This window comes from Ideonella sp. FW305-24, assembly GCF_058788035.1.
The window spans coordinates 58,466-74,851 of the sequence record NZ_JBYTAI010000019.1; the positions used below are offsets into that span (position 1 = coordinate 58,466).

Annotated in this window: 17 protein-coding genes; 4 read left to right on the forward strand and 13 right to left on the reverse strand. The window is 68.7% G+C overall.

Annotated features, from left to right (window positions below; all coding sequences use genetic code 11):
• Positions 1-7 precede the first annotated feature (7 nt).
• A complete protein-coding gene (locus AC3WR5_RS30940) occupies positions 8-328 on the reverse strand; it encodes a hypothetical protein (protein WP_492489521.1) in 321 nt (106 codons plus the stop codon).
• A gap of 222 nt (positions 329-550) precedes the next feature.
• On the opposite strand from AC3WR5_RS30940, the gene AC3WR5_RS30945 reads away from it, so the two are divergent.
• Positions 551-4,903: a DEAD/DEAH box helicase gene (locus AC3WR5_RS30945; RefSeq protein ID WP_492489523.1), complete on the forward strand. Its 4,353-nt coding sequence runs from the start codon at positions 551-553 to the stop codon at positions 4,901-4,903.
• A gap of 12 nt (positions 4,904-4,915) precedes the next feature.
• On the opposite strand, the gene AC3WR5_RS30950 is transcribed toward AC3WR5_RS30945, so the two are convergent.
• From AC3WR5_RS30950 to AC3WR5_RS30970, 5 genes are read right to left on the reverse strand one after another with little or no spacing between them, the layout of a single operon-like run.
• Positions 4,916-6,289: an ATP-binding protein gene (locus tag AC3WR5_RS30950; protein ID WP_492489525.1), complete on the reverse strand. Its 1,374-nt coding sequence runs from the start codon at positions 6,287-6,289 to the stop codon at positions 4,916-4,918.
• Positions 6,289-6,960 (reverse strand): winged helix-turn-helix domain-containing protein, encoded by a 672-nt coding sequence (locus tag AC3WR5_RS30955; RefSeq protein WP_492489527.1) that lies wholly within the window; start codon positions 6,958-6,960, stop codon positions 6,289-6,291. Before AC3WR5_RS30955 ends, AC3WR5_RS30950 begins: the two co-directional genes overlap by 1 nt.
• A gap of 27 nt (positions 6,961-6,987) precedes the next feature.
• Positions 6,988-7,707, reverse strand: a complete 720-nt coding sequence (locus AC3WR5_RS30960) for a cytochrome b/b6 domain-containing protein (protein ID WP_492489528.1) — start codon at positions 7,705-7,707, stop codon at positions 6,988-6,990.
• Positions 7,679-8,173 carry a diheme cytochrome c gene (locus AC3WR5_RS30965; protein WP_492489611.1) on the reverse strand — a complete coding sequence of 165 codons (495 nt, stop codon included), beginning with the start codon at positions 8,171-8,173 and terminating at the stop codon, positions 7,679-7,681. The genes AC3WR5_RS30960 and AC3WR5_RS30965 overlap by 29 nt, the downstream gene beginning before the upstream one ends.
• 38 nt (positions 8,174-8,211) lie before the next feature.
• A complete protein-coding gene (locus AC3WR5_RS30970) occupies positions 8,212-8,628 on the reverse strand; it encodes a DUF1924 domain-containing protein (RefSeq protein WP_141287491.1) in 417 nt (138 codons plus the stop codon).
• Between the two features lie 179 nt (positions 8,629-8,807).
• Between AC3WR5_RS30970 and AC3WR5_RS30975 the strand changes: the two genes are divergently transcribed.
• On the forward strand, positions 8,808-9,767 hold the full coding sequence (locus AC3WR5_RS30975) for a cation diffusion facilitator family transporter (RefSeq protein ID WP_492489531.1): 960 nt from the start codon (positions 8,808-8,810) through the stop codon (positions 9,765-9,767).
• Between the two features lie 112 nt (positions 9,768-9,879).
• Here the strand turns inward: AC3WR5_RS30975 and AC3WR5_RS30980 are convergent, their stop codons facing one another.
• The 6 genes from AC3WR5_RS30980 to AC3WR5_RS31005 form a co-directional block, all read right to left on the reverse strand.
• Complete coding sequence (locus AC3WR5_RS30980; RefSeq protein WP_492489533.1) at positions 9,880-10,359, reverse strand: VOC family protein; 480 nt, start codon at positions 10,357-10,359, stop codon at positions 9,880-9,882.
• 103 nt (positions 10,360-10,462) lie between these two features.
• Entirely contained in the window at positions 10,463-10,873 is a 411-nt protein-coding gene (locus AC3WR5_RS30985; RefSeq protein ID WP_492489534.1) for a PIN domain-containing protein, read from the reverse strand.
• A gap of 8 nt (positions 10,874-10,881) precedes the next feature.
• Positions 10,882-11,166: an antitoxin gene (locus AC3WR5_RS30990; protein WP_141287487.1), complete on the reverse strand. Its 285-nt coding sequence runs from the start codon at positions 11,164-11,166 to the stop codon at positions 10,882-10,884.
• Between the two features lie 84 nt (positions 11,167-11,250).
• The gene (locus tag AC3WR5_RS30995; protein ID WP_492489537.1) at positions 11,251-11,709 is read right to left on the reverse strand and encodes a nucleoside deaminase; all 459 of its coding nucleotides are present in this window, start codon (positions 11,707-11,709) and stop codon (positions 11,251-11,253) included.
• Positions 11,710-11,715: 6 nt separating this feature from the next.
• Complete coding sequence (locus AC3WR5_RS31000; RefSeq protein ID WP_492489539.1) at positions 11,716-12,351, reverse strand: flavin reductase family protein; 636 nt, start codon at positions 12,349-12,351, stop codon at positions 11,716-11,718.
• A 10-nt stretch (positions 12,352-12,361) separates the two neighbouring features.
• Positions 12,362-13,450 carry a BMP family ABC transporter substrate-binding protein gene (locus AC3WR5_RS31005; RefSeq protein ID WP_492489541.1) on the reverse strand — a complete coding sequence of 363 codons (1,089 nt, stop codon included), beginning with the start codon at positions 13,448-13,450 and terminating at the stop codon, positions 12,362-12,364.
• 303 nt (positions 13,451-13,753) lie between these two features.
• Here AC3WR5_RS31005 and AC3WR5_RS31010 point away from each other — a divergent pair, with 303 nt between their 5' ends.
• Entirely contained in the window at positions 13,754-14,464 is a 711-nt protein-coding gene (locus tag AC3WR5_RS31010) for a GntR family transcriptional regulator (RefSeq protein WP_492489543.1), read from the forward strand.
• 12 nt (positions 14,465-14,476) lie between these two features.
• Here the strand turns inward: AC3WR5_RS31010 and AC3WR5_RS31015 are convergent, their stop codons facing one another.
• The gene (locus AC3WR5_RS31015; protein ID WP_492489545.1) at positions 14,477-15,364 is read right to left on the reverse strand and encodes an aldo/keto reductase family oxidoreductase; all 888 of its coding nucleotides are present in this window, start codon (positions 15,362-15,364) and stop codon (positions 14,477-14,479) included.
• Between the two features lie 109 nt (positions 15,365-15,473).
• Between AC3WR5_RS31015 and AC3WR5_RS31020 the strand changes: the two genes are divergently transcribed.
• Positions 15,474-16,385, forward strand: a complete 912-nt coding sequence (locus AC3WR5_RS31020) for a LysR family transcriptional regulator (protein ID WP_492489547.1) — start codon at positions 15,474-15,476, stop codon at positions 16,383-16,385.
• The last annotated feature ends 1 nt before the right edge of the window (position 16,386 follow it).

The window sequence follows — 16,386 nt, forward strand, 5'->3', positions numbered from 1 at the left end:
CAGGGACTCAGCGCGCGGTGGGTGCGCCGTTGCCCATCTTCCAGTCGTTGCACTGGAAGTAGCCTTTTTCGGTGAAGAAGTCGGCCAGGCTGCCGTCGCCGTGCACCATGGTGCCGCTGGTGCAGACCAGCACCGCCGAGGAGTTGGACTCCTCCTTCAACCGGTTGCCCGCGTTCATGGAGTCCGCGGTGAACCGGCTCAGCGGGAACAGCAGCGACAGCACGCCCGCCGCCACCGCGAGGATGACGATGGCCCGGCGAAGCTCGCTGCGGGATTCATTGCCGGCATGGGGGTGCCGGCGTTCGTAGGTGCGGGTAGAAGATGGCATGGCGTCTGGCAGCGTCTGTTGAAGGGCTGTGAGGCGGCAAAGGACCGATCAAAACTGCAAACCGGCAAGCTGCATCGGATCAGCCCCGCTCATCGGCACAAGGGCGACCGACTGAAGTCCTTTCTGAAGCCCCCGAATGTAAAAAATGGCTTGTCGGCGCTGGCCCATCATTTGCCTTGATTTCGCAGGCCCGGCCCCGACGTGGCAAGCTGCGCCCACGCCTTGCCCACTGGTGCTGTGACCTCTCCTCACGACTTCCACCCCGCCGTCCAGGCCTGGTTCGACCAGACCTTCCCTGCGCCCACGCCCGCGCAGGCGGCCGCATGGCCGGCCATCCAGCGCGGGCAGCACACCCTCGTGGCCGCGCCCACCGGTTCCGGCAAGACGCTCACCGCCTTCCTCGCCGCGCTGGACGCGCTGGTGCGCAGTGGCCTGGAGAACGGCGGCCAGTTGCCAGATGAATGTGCGGTCGTCTACGTCTCGCCGCTGAAGGCGCTGTCCAACGACATCCGGCTGAACCTCGAAGCGCCGCTGGCCGGCATCCGAAAACAGCTGACAAAGCTCGGCCTGCCGGACGTCAACATCCGCACCGCCGTGCGCACCGGCGACACGCCCGCCACCGAGCGCCAGCAGGCGCTGCGCCGGCCGCCGCATGTCTTCGTGACCACGCCCGAATCGCTCTACGTGCTGATGGGTTCGGCATCGGGCCGCAAGCTGCTGGGCACGGTGCGCACGGTGATCGTCGACGAGATCCACGCGCTGGCCGCGAGCAAGCGCGGCAGCCACCTGGCGCTGACGCTGGAGCGGCTGCAGGCGCTTTGCAACGCCTCGCTGGTGCGCATCGGCCTGTCGGCCACGCAAAAGCCCATTGACGAGGTCGCCCGCTTCCTGACCGGCGGGAAACCCTGCGAAATCATCGACATCGGCTACACCCGCCAGCGCGACCTGGCGCTGGAACTGCCGCCCACGCCGCTCAGCGTCGTCATGTCCACGGACCAGTGGGACCAGGTCTACGACCGCATCCAGCAACTGGTCGCCACGCACCGCACAACCCTGGTCTTCGTCAACACCCGCCGCATGGCCGAGCGCGCCGCGCGCCACCTGGGCGAACGGCTGGGCAAGGAAGCGGTGGCTGCGCACCACGGCAGCCTGTCCAAGGAAGCCCGGCTGCTGGCTGAGCAGCGCCTGAAAGCCGGCGAGCTGCAGGTGCTGGTGGCCACGGCCTCGCTGGAGCTGGGGCTGGACATTGGCGACGTGGACCTGGTCTGCCAGCTCGGCTCGCCGCGCGCCATCGCCAGCTTCCTGCAACGCGCCGGCCGCGCCGGCCACCATGTGGGCGGCGTCCCCAAGGCGCGGCTGTTCCCGCAGTCGCGCGACGAATTGGTCGAATGCGCCGCGCTGCTGGACGCCGTGAACCGCGGCGAGCTGGATGCGCTGCACGTGCTGCCTGCGCCGCTGGACGTGCTGGCCCAGCAGATCATTGCCGAGGTGGCCTGCCAGGAATGGCATGAAGACGCGCTGTTCGAGCTGGTGCGCCGCGCCTGGCCTTACCGGGACCTCACTCGCGAGCGCTTCAACGAAGTCGTGCGCATGGTCTCCGAAGGCTTCACCACCCGCCAGGGCCCACGCGCCGGCTATGTACACCGGGACGCCGTGCACCGCCAGCTGCGCGAGCGCAAGGGCGCGCGCATGACGGCCCTCACCTCCGGCGGCACCATCCCCGAGTCCGGCGACTACACCGTGGTGCTGGAGCCGCAGGCCGACAAGATCGGCAGCGTCAACGAAGACTTCGCGGTCGAGAGCATTGCCGGCGATGTGTTCCAGCTCGGCAACACCAGCTACCGCATCCTGCGTGTGCAGCCCGGCGTGGTGCGGGTGGAAGACGCGCAGGGCGCCGCGCCCAACATCCCGTTCTGGCTCGGCGAGGCGCCCGGCCGCACAACCGAACTCTCGTTTGCCGTCTCCCGCCTGCGGGCCGACTTCGAGCGCCAATGGCTGGCCGGCACGCCGGAAGAAGCCGTCACCTGGGCGCGGGACACACTGGCGCTGGACGATGCTGCCGCGCGCCAATTGGTGGACTACCTGGGCCGCAGCCTGGAAGCGCTCGGCGTGCTGCCCACCCAGCAGCGCGTGGTGCTGGAGCGCTTCTTCGACGAGAGCGGCGGCATGCAGCTGCTGATCCACTCTCCGCGCGGCAGCCGGCTCAACCGCGCCTGGGGCCTGGCACTGCGCAAGCGCTTCTGCCGCCAGTTCAACTTCGAGCTGCAGGCTGCGGCGACCGAAGATGCCATCGTGCTGTCGCTGTCCACCAGCCACAGCTTTCCGCTCGAAGAAGTGGCGCGCTACCTGAACAGCAAGACGGCGCTGAACGTGCTCACGCAGGCGCTGCTGGACGCGCCGCTGTTCGGCGTGCGCTGGCGCTGGAACGCCACCACCGCGCTGGCCTTGCCGCGCATGCGCGGCGGCCGCAAGGTCGCGCCGCAGCTGCAGCGCATGAAGTCCGAAGACCTGCTGGCGGCGGTCTTCCCGGACCAGGTCGCCTGCCTGGAAAACATCGTTGGCGAACGCGAGATCCCCGACCATCCCCTTGTCGCCCAGACGCTGGACGACTGCCTGCACGAAGCCATGGACGCCGAAGGCTGGCTGGCCGTGCTGCGGCAGTTGGAAGCCGGCGAGCTGGAAGTCATTGCGTGCGACCTGACCGGCCCTTCGCCGCTGGCCGCCGAAGCGCTGAACGCCAAGCCTTACGCCTTCCTGGACGACGCGCCGCTGGAAGAGCGCCGCACGCAAGCCGTGCAGAACCGCCGCTACACCGACCCCGAAAGCGCTGACGATCTGGGCCGCCTGTCACCCGAAGCGATTGAAGCCGTGCGCGACGAAGCCTGGCCCCGCGCCCGCGACGCCGACGAAATGCACGAGGCCCTCAACGGGCTCGGCCTGATCAGCGACAGCGAGGCCGCCGCCAACCCCGGATGGCCAGGCTGGCTCGCCGCACTGGCCCGCGCCGGTCGCGCCACGCGGCTGTCCAACGGCTTGTGGACAGCCGCCGAACGGCTGGCCGAGGCGCAGACGCTGTACCCCGAGGCCACGCTGCATCCGCCACTGAAACCGGTACCTGAATACGCCACCACCGGCCCGCGCGAAGACGTTCTGCGCGAACTGCTGCGCGCCCGCCTCGGCGGCCTCGGCCCGGTCACGCAGGCCACACTGGCGGCCAGCCTGCAACTGCCGCCCGGCGAGGCCGAAAACGCGCTGCTGCGCTTGCAGACCGAAGGCTCGGTGATGCAGGGGAGATTCACGCCTGGCACCCTGGAAGTGGAATGGTGCGAGCGGCACTTGCTGGCCCGAATTCATCGCTACACGCTCAAGCGCCTGCGCCAAGAGATCGAGCCGGTCGAGCCGCGGGACTTCGCGCGCTTCCTGTTCGACTGGCAGCAGGTCGGCCCAGCCCACCAGGTCGAAGGTCCCGAGGCGCTCCCGGCGGTCCTGGCCCAACTCGAAGGCTATGAAGCGCCGGCCGGCCAATGGGAAGCCGAGATCCTGCCGGCCCGCGTGCGGGACTACAGCAGCACCTGGCTGGACGACCTTTGCACCGCAGGTCGCATCACCTGGACTCGCCTGCGCCCCACCGTCTCGAACGGCGGCAAAGGCGGCAGCGTCAGCGGCTCGCTGCGCAGCACGCCGATCCTGCTGCTGCCGCGCCGCAGCGCAGCGCAATGGGCGCGCATCGCCCCGGCGCCCACCGAAGACGCCGCGCTCGGCGCCCGCGCCCAGCGCCTGGCCGACCACCTCGCCAGCCACGGCGCCTCGTTCTTCGACGAAATGCAGCAAGGCACCCGCCTGCTGCAAAGCGAGCTGGAAGACGCGCTGGCCGAACTCGTGGTGCGTGGCCGCGCCAGCTGCGACAGCTTCGCCGGCCTGCGCGCGCTGATGGTGCCCCCGTCCAAGCGCCCGTCCGCCCACGCGAGCAGCCGCTCGCGCCACCACGCGCCGCGCCGCCCGCTGTTCGGCATCGAGGACGCCGGCCGCTGGTCGCTGGTGCGCGCCCAGCCGGTAGCCGAATCCACCCCGTCGGCCGAAGACCTGGAACACGTCGTCAAGACCCTGCTGCGCCGCTACGGCGTCATCGCCTGGCGCCTGCTGGAGCGCGAGCCCGCGTGGCTGCCGCCCTGGCGCGACCTGGTGCGCGTCTGCCGCCGGCTGGAGGCGCGCGGCGAGTTGCGCGGCGGCCGTTTCATCGCTGGCGTCTCGGGCGAACAGTTCGCACTGCCAGAAGCCGTGGCCCGCATGCGTGAAGTGCGCCGACAGCCGCCAGGCAACGCCTGGATTTGCCTCGCAGCAACCGATCCTGCGAATCTGCTGGGCACGCTGCTGCCCGGGCCGAAGCTGCCGCGCACGGCGGGCAGCCGGGTGCTCTACCGCGATGGTGTGCCGGTCGCCACGCTGGTTGCCGGCGAAGTGGGGCTGTTGGCGGACCTGCCGGCCGAGGAAATGCAGCTCGCCAGGCGGTCCTTGCTGATGGAGCCGGGCACCCGCCACGGGCTGAGCATGGCCCCTGCAGCGGTGCAGGGCTGACGGGCCCGCGCCTCAAGCCAGCGGAAACCGCAGCTCGACCGACAGCCCACCCAGCAAAGCCGAGCGGGACACGCTGAGCTCGGCGGCCAGCACGCTTGCAATGCGTCGGGTGATGGACCAGCCCAGGCCGCTGCCGCTCTGGCCGGTACCAACGACCCGGAAGAATCGTTCGCCCAGGTGTGCCATCTCGGCCTCGCTCATGCCCGGCCCGCTGTCGGCCACCGTCACGCTGACACTGCCGGCCAGGTTCCGAACCACCACCCTGACGCGGGCGCCCGCCGGGCTGTATCGAATGGCGTTGTCGACGAGGTTGCGCAGCAGCACTGCCAGCAGCGTCGCGTCGGCATTGACCGGGCAAGCCGCCTGGGCTTCGACCTCGATGGTCTGCTGCCTGTCCAAGGCCAGCGCGGCGACATCGGCCACCACCTCGCGCACCACGGCGCAGGCATCCAGCCGGCCCAGCACCGGCGAGCTGCCGGCTTCAAGCCGGGACAGCGTCAGCAGCTGCGTGACCAGTCTCGTGGCGCGGTCGCAGCCCTGCACGGTCGCCTGCAGCGCATGGGTACGTTCCGCGTCGTCCGATGAAGCCAGTGCCACCTGCGCCTGGGCGCGGATCGCCGCGATGGGGGTGCGCAACTCATGAGCGGCATCGGCGGTGAAGCGGCGCTCCGACGCCATCAGCTCGGCAATGCGCTGGAACAGGCTGTTCAAGGCCGCCAGCATCGGGGCCATCTCGGAGGGCGCCCCATCCACCGTGATCGGCGCCAGTGCCTGCGCCTGCCGCCTGGCCAGCATGCGGCTCAGCACCTGCATGGGCGCAACGCCCTGGCGCACCGCCCACCAGGCCGCCAGCGCGAGCAGGGGGAGCGCAAACAGCATGGGCGTGAGCACGCTGCGCAGCACCGCCCGGAGGATGGCGTTGCGCGACTCGACCTGCTCGCCAACGAAGACCTGCGTGTCTCGTTCACGACCGTAGGTGGCAAAGACCCGCCAGGTCGCACCGCTCATCGCAATCGTGCGGAAGCCCTCTTGAGGACGCTCTTCGGCACTGCCGGCGAGGGCCAGCATCGGCGTGGCCGGCGCGTTGGCAGAGCGCAGCGCCAGCCGGCCTTCATGGAAGACCTGAAACGCGACCTTCGGCGCATAGCGGTGCAACGAAGGGGCGTTGATGCCGTGCTCGTCCTCCTCTGTCTCGGCCGCCTGCTGCGCCACCAGCAGCGCCGCGGCCTGTGCCAGATGGCCGTCCAGCAGTTCATCGAGTTCGTGGCGCACGTCCAGCCAGGTCAGCGCAGCCGCCGCGATCCAGATGCCGGCCACCCCGCCGATCACCATCAGCAACAGCCGGCCCTGCAGCGAGCGGGGCAAGTGCAAAAGGGGAAACCGCATCAGGGCCTCGGCAGCTCGCGCGTCAGCACATAGCCGACACCGCGCACCGTCTGGATCAGCGCGGTGCCGAGCTTGCGCCGCAGGTGGTGAACATGCACCTCGACCGCGTTGCTCTCGACCTCCTGTCCCCAGCTGTAGAGGTGCTGCGCCAACTGCTCGCGCGACAGCACGCGCCCGGCGTTGAGCATCAACGCGTGCAGCAGGTCAAACTCGCGCGCCGAGAGCGGCACGTTCAGGCCGGCCTGCAGAACAGAGCGCGCAGCGGGGTCCAGCACCACGTCCTGGGCCGTCAGGCATTCCTGCGGCTGGCCATGCGAGCGCCGCACCAGCGCGCGCAGCCGGGCAGCGAGCTCGTTCAGGTCAACCGGCTTGACCACGTAGTCATCGGCTCCCACGTCGAGCCCGCGGATGCGGTCTGGCACGGCATCCCGCGCCGTCAGCACCAGCACCGGCAGCGTGAGGCCGGCCTGCCGGATCGCAGCGAGCACCGCCATGCCGTCCTTCAGCGGCAGGCCGAGGTCCAGCACCGTGGCCGCATAGGGCTGCGCGCGCAACTCGCGTTCTGCCGCGCCACCATCGCGCACCCAGTCGACCTGGAAGCCCAGCTGGCGCAAGCCGGCGCGCAGCCCGTCGCCGAGCAACGGATCGTCTTCGGCAAGCAGGATGCGCATGGTCCGGATTGTCCTCGTCCTGATCTTTCAGTCGTCGTCATCATCGTCGCGGTCATGCCCGGCGGTGAAGCCGGAGGCCGCATCCGGGCCGCCTGCCACTGGCGCGCTTTGCCACTGCAAGGCCCAGAAGCCCAGCACAGCCACCAGCATCAGCACCGCCACGCTACGCCATGTGCTTCGCACGCCATCTTCCGGGCGCCCCGCCTTGCGCCCGGTCACCATGGCGGCGACCAGGCTCTCACGGTGCATCCAGCTGCCAAGCAGCACACCCACGATGTGGACACCCACCAAGGCCAGCATGGCGTTGGCGGCCCCCTCGTGGAGCTCTTCCAGCCACTCACCGCCAATGTCGCTGTAGGTGGCCCAGCCCGTTGCCGTCACCAGCGCAGTCAAGCCCAGCAGCGCCACGATGGCGACCGCGCCCGCCGGGTTGTGCCCCACATGATGCTCCGGCTGGCCGTGTGCCAGGCCGCGAAGGTAGCGTGCAACGGCCACCGGGCCGCGCACGAAGCTCGCAAAGCGCGCGTGGCGGCTGCCAACCAGGCCCCACACGAGGCGGAACACCAGCAACCCGGCCATCGTGTAGCCCAGCGTCACGTGCACCAGGCGCCAGCGTTCGCTCTCCGCTGTCAGGTAGGCCCCGGCGAAGCTGAACACCATCAGCCAATGGAAGACGCGAACCGGCGCGTCCCAGACCAGCACCTTTTGGGCGGGCGCCTCAGCGCGGAATTCGGACCCTGTGTTCATTGAAATCTCCTTGATCGGCACCGGTGTGGCAGGCTGCGCAATTCGATGCGCTCTTGATGGATGGCCGCTTCCAGACGGCTGCGGGCACTTCGTCGTGCTGGCGCACAAACCAGGCTGAGCGGGTGATGCGGTCCTCAGGCGGCGCCTCCTGCGCGCGGCGTCCGGTCGCAGCGTTTGCGCTCAGCCAGGTGGAAAGCGAGCGCACTACCGCGGGGTCGAGCGAGGCATCGGTGCCGAAGTGATTCGGCAGCCGGGTCATCAGGTGCTGCCAGGACGCCGCTGGCAGCATCCCCGGCGGGTAGGCCACGTGGCAGGCGGCGCACTCTGTCTTGTAGCTGGGCAGCATGGGCGGCGCCGGCGCGCGCCGCTCCTCTTCAGCAGCAGCGCGGCCACACAGGCCAAGGGCCAGGGCAGCCGCCAGCGCCCAGGCGGCAACGGGTGGCGGGACAGCAGGATCGCGGGGCATGGTGGACTTTCGATGCGTCGACATTCGGGGCGGCTCGCTCACGGCTTGAGCGTCATCAGCCAGCTCAGCACGTCGGCCTTCTCGGCCGATGTGCATTCGCGCCCGACGACGTCATTGCAATTGCGGCGGAACCACTTTTCGGTCTTCGCTTGATCAGTGAAGCGCTCGGGGTTGAAGGCCGGCGCCAATGCGCCAATCGGTTTGCCGGTACTGGCGTGCTGGCCAGCCTGGACTGGCACCGCGCCGTGGCAAGAGGCGCAACGCCACTCCCGGCCGTGCGTCACATTGAAAAACTGCTGGCCGCGTGCCGGCTGAGGCGCCGTGCCGGCCTGCGCGCTGTAGGCGCTCAGGATCTCGGCGGGGGTGGCGGCCAGGGCATGAGCCCCCGGCCCGGCGAGGGCGGCCAGCGCGGCCAGGGCCTCCGGCAAGAGGCGAACCCAGTACAAGTGCTTCATGGCAACTCCTTTGTTGCGATGATGGCCAGCGCGTCTTAGCGTTGCCTTAAGGTGTCCTCAAGCTGCGTGCCCGATGATGTGGGTCTGCTCAGTGCGCCCGCCGGCCGCCTTGCGTTGCATCAAGCGACGTCGCAAACGCTGGTGTTGAATGGGTCGGCCCCTTGCTGGCCGCTCGTGAAATGAACTTCAAACAAGACTTCGCCGACGATCCCGAAGACCTGCAGCACACGCCAGCCGAGCGCGCCGCCGCAGGCGCGCGCAGCACCTGGGTCAGCGTGGGGGTCAATCTGATGCTCACGGCCACGCAGGTGACCGTTGGCATCCTGGCCAAATCCCAGGGCCTGGTGGCAGACGGCATCCACTCGCTGTCAGACCTGGTGGCCGACTTCGTGGTGCTGCTGGCCGGCCACCATGCCCAGAAGGACGCCGACGAAGACCACCCCTACGGCCACCAGCGCTTTGAGACCGCGGCCTCGCTGGTGCTGGGTGCGCTGCTGCTGGCGGTGGGCGTGGGCATGCTGTGGTCGGCGTTTCGCAAGCTGGAGCAGCCCGAGCTGGTGCAGCAGGTCCATGTCGTCGCACTCTGGGTGGCCGGCGGCGCGCTGGTGGCCAAGGAGCTGCTGTTTCGCTACATGCTGGCGGTGGCCAAGCGGGTGAAATCCAGCATGCTGGTGGCCAATGCCTGGCATGCCCGCTCAGACGCGGCGTCCTCGCTGGTGGTCGGCATCGGCATTGCCGGCAACCTGGCGGGTTACCCGATTCTTGACCCCATCGCCGCGCTCATCGTCGGCTTCATGGTCGCCAAGATGGGCTGGAGCTTCACCTGGGATGCGCTGCACGACCTGACGGACCGTGCAGTGGACGAGCAGGAAGTCAGCGCGATCCGGCAGACACTGGCAGCCACGCCCGGCGTGAAAAACGTGCACGACATCCGCACCCGCAAGATGGGCGACATGATCGTCGTGGACGCCCACCTGGAAGTGGATGCGACCCTCAGCGTCGAAGCCGGCCACGACATCGCAGTCGTTGCCCGGCAGCGCGTGCTGCAACGCCACCGCGTGCTGAACCTGATGACCCACGTGGACCCCTGGCGCCGCCCCGACCTGGACCACGCCAAGCTGCCGCCCCCTGCACGCTGAGGGCCGACGCGGCCGAAGCCGCGTGCGTCCGGGTCACCGAAGAGGCGCAGGCGATGTGCATGACCATCGCCCGGTGCTCACTGGCCACGCCCACCGCTGAGGCCGCGGCCTCTCAGCCTCGCCGCGCCTTCTCGATCGCCGCGATGTCGATCTTGCCCATTGTCATCATCGCCTCGAAGGCACGCTTGGCCGCGGCCGGGTCCGGGTCGGTGATCGCGTCCATCAGCACCCGCGGCGTGATCTGCCACGACAGGCCCCACTTGTCCTTGCACCAGCCGCATTCGCTTGCCTTGCCGCCGTTGGAGACGATGGCGTTCCACAGCCGGTCCGTCTCCGCCTGGTCGTCCGTCGCGATCTGAAACGAAAACGCCTCGCTGTGCTTCATCGCCGGCCCGCCGTTCAGCCCCAGGCAAGGAATGCCCGCCACGGTGAACTCAACAGTCAACACGTTGCCCTGCTTGCCTGCGGGATAGTCACCCGGCGCGCGGTGCACCGCGGTCACCTTGCTGTCCGGAAAAATCTCGGCGTAGAAGGTGGCCGCATCGAACGCGGCATCGTCGTACCAGAGGCAGATGGTGTTCTTGCTGGCCATGTCGGGTGTCTCCTGCAGGGTTGAGGCGAACAGTATGTCGCCCACCACGGCCGGCCAAGCCATCGTCCAGGATGCTGCCAGGGTCCTTGAAACGAAGACCGACTCAAGAAGCCTGGCCCCCACCGTCCCGGAGCCAATTGACCACGGTCAGCCCTGCCACGCGGGCAAAGTGCCGTTCGTTGTCGGTCACGAGCACGGCGCCCATCGCGAGCGCGTGCGCCGCGATCATTTCGTCGAAGTCTCCGATGGGCGTGCCGGCCAGGCGCAGTTGCGCGCGCAGGCGGCCGTGGGCCTCGGCTGCAGCCTGGTCCCAGGGGGCCGTGGTCGTTGCAGCGAAGAACAGTCCGGCGGCTCGCGCCAGCTTGGTGGCCTGCGGCCGCAAGGCCAGGCCGAAGCAGATTTCGGCGTGCGTGATCGCCGATATGCACCAGGCGGAGCGGTCCAGGTCCTGCAGCTTCGCATCCATCGCGGCAGAACCGCGCATGACGGCGCCCACCGCGTTGGTGTCAAGCATGTAGAGCGTCATGCACCCTCACCGGCCGGCTCGTCGTCCATGCCGGCGAATGGATCCCGAACCTCCCGGCCCTGTGCCCGCTCTGCCTGCGACAGGAAGCCCTCGGGCACCGTGCCGATCTCTGCCCGCGCCGCGATGAACGCCGCGTAGGGCTCGCGCGGCTGATCGGAGAGCACCACGTCACCGTCAGCGTTGCGGCGTACGTAGACCACATCCCCGGCAAACCGGAACTCGGCCGGCAAGCGGATGGCCTGGCTCCCGCCAGTCATGAAAACGCGCGCCCGCTTGACCATGGCCTGCTCCTCATGAGTCGATGTATGTACATGGTATACCTACACTCCATCAAGAACAACCCTGCTGAGAGAACGCCGCCGCCGTCAAGCATGCGGCGCCAAAGCCGCCACAGCCTCTTCCCTCAGCAGCGGGCCAAGGACCTCGACCAGAGGCGAGGCAGACGCCAGCACATCCGCACACCGCGCGCCCAACGACGGCCCGCCGAGTGCGGCGCCAATGTCTGGCGTCGTCGCACCAAACACCACGCGGGTGATGCCGGCCCAGAACATCGCACCCGAGCACATCGCACACGGCTCACCGCTGGCGTAGACCGTCGCGCCGCGCAGCGCGTCCGGGCCCAGTTGCGCGGCGGCTTCGCGGATCAGCACGACCTCGGCGTGGCCGGTGCAGTCGCTTGTGGTGACCTGGTTGTTCAGCGCGGTGAGCAGCGCCTGGCCGTCTTTCACGAGGACCGCGCCGAAAGGCATGTCGCCACGGGCGCTGGCTTGGCGGGCGGCGGCGATGGCGCTGCGCAGGTGCTGTTCGTCTTGGTCGAGTGGCATGGCAAATCAGATCTCGTCGATGGGCGTGCTGCGGGCCTCCTCGTCGGGCCCGGCAATTGCGAAACGGTCGCGCGAGCGGGTGTAGAAGCTGGCGCCGAAGCGGGCCACGGGGAAATAGTCCTGCAGGCGCACGCGCCAGCGTTCGGTGTCGATCAGGCCTTCGCGGGCGTGCAGCGCCAGCACGCGGCCGAAGAAGACGTGGCGGCTCTCGTTGGTGAGCTGTTCGTGCAGCACGCATTCGAAGGCCACCGGCGCCTCGACGAGGGTGGGCACGCTCACCGCCTGCGAGGGCTGCAGCGTGAAGCCCACGGCGTCCACCTCGCTGTGCTCCGGCGGCAACGAATCGCCACAGGCGTGCATCTGCGCGGCAATGCCTTCGTCCGGCAGGTGCACGACGAATTCGCCGTGGCGCAGAATGTTGGCCGCTGTGTCCTTCATGCGCCCTTCCCCGTTCAAGCGGTTCACGCTGACCATCACCAGCGGCGGGTCCTCGCCCACCATGTTGAACATGGAAAACGGCGCGGCATTGACCACGCCGGTGGGGCCCAGCGTGGTGACCAGCGCGATCGGCCTCGGCACGATCAGGCTGGCCATCAGCTTGTAGCGCTGGTAGGCCGTCAGCGCGGTGAAGTCGATGTTCATGGAATGGGTGTCAGGGCTGCTTGCCGACGATGCCGTCGACGTACCAGTTCATGGTCCACAGCTCCTTCTCGGCCAGGACCTGGCCAGCTGCAACGCGCTGCTTGCCGCCCTGGTCCACGATGGGGCCGGTGAAGGGATGGAACTTGGCCGAAAGGATGGCGGCCTTCTTTTCCTCGAACAGCGCCACGGCTTCCTTGGGGACAGAAGGGCCCAGCGGCGCAAGCTGCACGATGCCTTCCTTCATGCCCCACTTGGTGTCTTCGGACTTCCACTGGCCAGCCAGCTTCTGGCGCACCTTGTGCACGTAGTAGACGCCCCAGTTCAGCGTGTTGGCGCTGAGGTGGGCGGTGGGGCCGAAGCGGGTCATGTCCGAGTCCTGGCCGAAAGCCCACACGCCCTTGGACTGGGCCAGCTGCACGATGGCCGCGGAATCGGTGTTCTGGTACATCACGTCCGCCCCCTGGTTCATCAGCGTGAGCGCGGCTTCGCGTTCCTTGGGCGGGTCGTACCAGGCGCTGATCCAGATGACCTTCGCGGTGATCTTGGGGTTCACGCTGCGGGCGCCGAGCACAAACGCGTCCAGGTTGCGGATCACCTCGGGAATGGGGAATGACGCGACGTAGCCCAGGATGTTGGTCTTGGTGCGCTTGGCAGCCAGCACGCCCAGCAGGTAGGCGCCTTCGTAGAAACGCGTCTGGTAGACGCCGAGGTTGGGCGCGGTCTTGTAGCCGGAGCAGTGCTCGAAGGTGATGTCCGGGAAATCCGCCGCCACGCGTGCGGTCGGGTCCATGAAGCCATAGGACGTGGCGAAGATCATCTTGCAGTCGTCCTGAATCAGCCCACGCATCACGCGCTCGGCGTCCGGCCCTTCCTGCACCTTCTCGACGAAGACGGTCTGCACCTTGTCGCCGAATTCCTTCTCGATCATCTTGCGGCCGAGGTCGTGCTGGTAGGTCCAGCCGATGTCGGCCACCGGGCCCGAGTAGATGAAGCCGATCTTCAGCGGCGGGTTGGCCGCGCGGACAGGGGCAGACGACAGGGAAAGCGCCGGAGCGGCAAGGCCCAGGCCGGCGGCATGGAGGAAATGGCGACGTTGCATGGCGGGCTCCAAGGGAACAACAAGGGTTGGCGACCAGGTCCAGGCCGCTTTGGAAGCTTCACGCATGCAAGAAGTATAAATCTTGTATACGTGAATTTCACTCACCGTATGCAATGTGTGTGCCAGCGAATTCACACCTTTCGCCCATGGCTTTGCCTCGATCTGAGGATCACGGCCGGGGAAACCCACTCCGCCTCAGTGCGTCCGCACAAGTCTTGTGCACACAAGATCGCGCATGCAGTGCGCCATGGGCGGCTAATCTGGTATACATGAAGCCCTCCAGATTCCCGCTTCAGCGCCGCCGTGAGCCTCTCCAAGAAAGCCGACACCGCCTACCTGGCGATCCGCCGGGCCATCATCGAACACGCGCTGGTCCCCGGCACCAAGCTGCCGGAAGACCCGCTGGCGGAACAGTTCGCGGTAAGCCGCACGCTGATCCGCGCCGCACTGGCCCGGCTCGCGTCAGACGGGCTGGTGGAGATCGGCAACAAGCGCACGGCCACCGTCGCCCGCCCCAGCCTGGAAGAAGCCCGCGCGGTGTTCGAGGCGAGGCGCTGCATCGAGGCGGAGATCGTGCGGCTGGCCGTTGCGCGCCTGAAGCCCGGCGCCATCCAGATGCTGGAAGCCCATGTGCGCGAGGAAGACGCGGCGGCCGGCGCCAAGCAGGGCACGGCCTCGATCCGTCTGGCTGGCGAATTCCACATCAAGCTGGCCGAGATGGCCGGCAACCCGGTGCTGGCACGCTACCTCTCGGAGCTGGCCACGCGCTGCTCGCTGATCCTCGCCGTCTACGGCCGGCCGCATTCGTCCGACTGCGCCGTTAACGAGCACCGCGACCTGATCCAGGCGCTGCGCGAGAAGAACGCCGAGCGTGCCGTCAGCCTGATGGATGCGCATCTGCACGGCATCCAGGACCGGGCGCTGCTGCCCGAGCGCCAGGCGTCGGACGAGGACCTCGGCAGCATCCTCGCGCCCTACGCGAAGGCGGCGGCAGACACGGCCGGCAAGCCTTAGCTTAAAGGAACCTCAATGCGCCGGCTGCTGGCTGCCGGCCGCAATCGTCTCCAGCCGCGCCACCGCTTCGGCCGGCAGTTGCAGCTCAGCCGCCGCCAGGTTCTCGTGCAGGTGGGTGACGGACGAAGTGCCCGGGATCAGCAGCAGGTTTGGCGAGCGCTGCAACAGCCAGGCCAGTGCCACCTGCATCGGCGTGGCAGCAAGCGAACTGGCCACGTCCGACAGCACGCCGGACTGCAGCGGCGTGAAGCCGCCCAGCGGGAAAAACGGCACGTAGGCGGTGCCTTCGGCGGCCAGCTGGTCCAGCAGCGCGTCGTCTGCGCGCTTGGCCAGGTTGTACCGGTTCTGCACGCAGGCGATGGGGCAGATCTTGCGGCCTTCCGCCACTTGCCTGGCCGTCACGTTGCTCAAGCCGATGTGGCGGATCAGGCCCTTTTGCTTCAGCTCGGCCAGCACGGTGAGCGGTGCCTCCAGCGAGCCTTCGGCCGGGCCGTGCACGTCGAACATGGCGCGCAGGTTGACCACCTCCAGCACGTCCAGGCCCAGGTTGCGCAGGTTGTCGTGCACCGCCTGCTGCAGCGCCTCGGCGGAAAGCGCGGGCATCCACTCGGCGTTCGGGCCGCGCAACGCGCCCACCTTGGTGACGATGGTCAGGTCGTCCCGGTAAGGGCGCAGCGCCTCCTTGATGATCTGGTTGGTGACATGCGGGCCGTAGAAGTCGCTGGTGTCGATGTGGTCAACACCGCTCTCCACGGCGGCGCGCAGCACCGCCACGGCGGCTGCGCGGTCCTTGGGCGGCCCGAAGACGCCGGGGCCGGCCAGCTGCATCGCGCCATAGCCCACGCGCTTCACTGGCCGGTTGCCGAGTTGGAAAGTGCCGGCTTTGTCGATTGCGTTCATGAGGTTTCCTTTCGAAGTGGGCTCACTGTAGGCAGCCAGGCCGCGTACGATAAGTACCCTCAATGCGCACGGGCCGTGCGCTGAATCGAACAATCGAAAGGGAACTGCCATGGCGGAATCGCTGGCCGACCTGGCGCTTTTCGTGGCCGTGGCCCGCGCCGGCGGCTTTCGCGAGGCGGCTCGCACCGCCGGCATCAGCGCCTCGGGGCTGAGCGAGGCGGTGCGCCGGCTGGAGGCCAGCCTGGGCGTGCGGCTGCTGCATCGCACCACCCGCAGCGTCGTGCCCACCGAGGCCGGCGCTCGGCTGCTGGACCGGCTGGCGCCAGCGCTGGTCGAGGTCGAAGCCGCGCTGGACGTGGTCAACGGCTTCCGCGACCGCCCCGCCGGCACGCTCAGGCTCAACGTGCCGGCCAGCGCCGCACGCCTGGTACTGCCGGCGCTGGTGCCGCCCTTCCTTGCCGCCTACCCGGACATCCGGCTGGAAGTGACGGTCGACGAAAGCTTCGTCGATGTGCTGGCTGCCGGCTGCGACGCCGGCATCCGCTACGACGAGCGGCTGGAGCAGGACATGATCGCCACGCCCATCGGCCCGCGCCAGCAATGCATGGCCACCGCCGCCTCGCCCGCCTACCTCGCAGCGAGAGGCCGCCCCGAGCACCCGCGCGACCTGCTGCAGCACGCCTGCCTGCGCGGCCGCTTCGCCAGCGGCGCCATGCCAGGCTGGGAGTTCGAGCGCAACGGGGAAGTCATCACGGTCGACCCCACCGGCCCGCTGGTCGTGCGCGTGGGCGGCGCAGGCGTGGACCTCGCTGTCGACGCAGCCATCGCCGGCTGCGGGGTCATCCACCTGTTTGAAGGCTGGCTGCAACCGCACCTGGCCAGCGGCGCGCTGATACCCGTCCTCGAAGACTGGCGCCGCCCCTTCACCGGCCCCTTCCTCTACTACCCCGGCCGCCGCCACCTGCCCGCGCCGCTGCGGGCGTTCGTGGACTTTGTGCAGGCGGCGCAGCGCGAGGCCTGAG

Coding starts and splice junctions, on each gene's coding strand:
- AC3WR5_RS30940 (WP_492489521.1), bottom strand. CDS start 328: ATGCCATCTTCTACCCGCACCTACGAACGCCGGCACCCCCATGCCGGC.
- AC3WR5_RS30950 (WP_492489525.1), bottom strand. CDS start 6,289: ATGCGGTTTCCCCTTTTGCACTTGCCCCGCTCGCTGCAGGGCCGGCTG.
- AC3WR5_RS30955 (WP_492489527.1), bottom strand. CDS start 6,960: ATGCGCATCCTGCTTGCCGAAGACGATCCGTTGCTCGGCGACGGGCTG.
- AC3WR5_RS30960 (WP_492489528.1), bottom strand. CDS start 7,707: ATGAACACAGGGTCCGAATTCCGCGCTGAGGCGCCCGCCCAAAAGGTG.
- AC3WR5_RS30965 (WP_492489611.1), bottom strand. CDS start 8,173: ATGCCCCGCGATCCTGCTGTCCCGCCACCCGTTGCCGCCTGGGCGCTG.
- AC3WR5_RS30970 (WP_141287491.1), bottom strand. CDS start 8,628: ATGAAGCACTTGTACTGGGTTCGCCTCTTGCCGGAGGCCCTGGCCGCG.
- AC3WR5_RS30975 (WP_492489531.1), top strand. CDS start 8,808: ATGAACTTCAAACAAGACTTCGCCGACGATCCCGAAGACCTGCAGCAC.
- AC3WR5_RS30980 (WP_492489533.1), bottom strand. CDS start 10,359: ATGGCCAGCAAGAACACCATCTGCCTCTGGTACGACGATGCCGCGTTC.
- AC3WR5_RS30985 (WP_492489534.1), bottom strand. CDS start 10,873: ATGCTTGACACCAACGCGGTGGGCGCCGTCATGCGCGGTTCTGCCGCG.
- AC3WR5_RS30990 (WP_141287487.1), bottom strand. CDS start 11,166: ATGGTCAAGCGGGCGCGCGTTTTCATGACTGGCGGGAGCCAGGCCATC.
- AC3WR5_RS30995 (WP_492489537.1), bottom strand. CDS start 11,709: ATGCCACTCGACCAAGACGAACAGCACCTGCGCAGCGCCATCGCCGCC.
- AC3WR5_RS31000 (WP_492489539.1), bottom strand. CDS start 12,351: ATGAACATCGACTTCACCGCGCTGACGGCCTACCAGCGCTACAAGCTG.
- AC3WR5_RS31005 (WP_492489541.1), bottom strand. CDS start 13,450: ATGCAACGTCGCCATTTCCTCCATGCCGCCGGCCTGGGCCTTGCCGCT.
- AC3WR5_RS31015 (WP_492489545.1), bottom strand. CDS start 15,364: ATGAACGCAATCGACAAAGCCGGCACTTTCCAACTCGGCAACCGGCCA.
- AC3WR5_RS31020 (WP_492489547.1), top strand. CDS start 15,474: ATGGCGGAATCGCTGGCCGACCTGGCGCTTTTCGTGGCCGTGGCCCGC.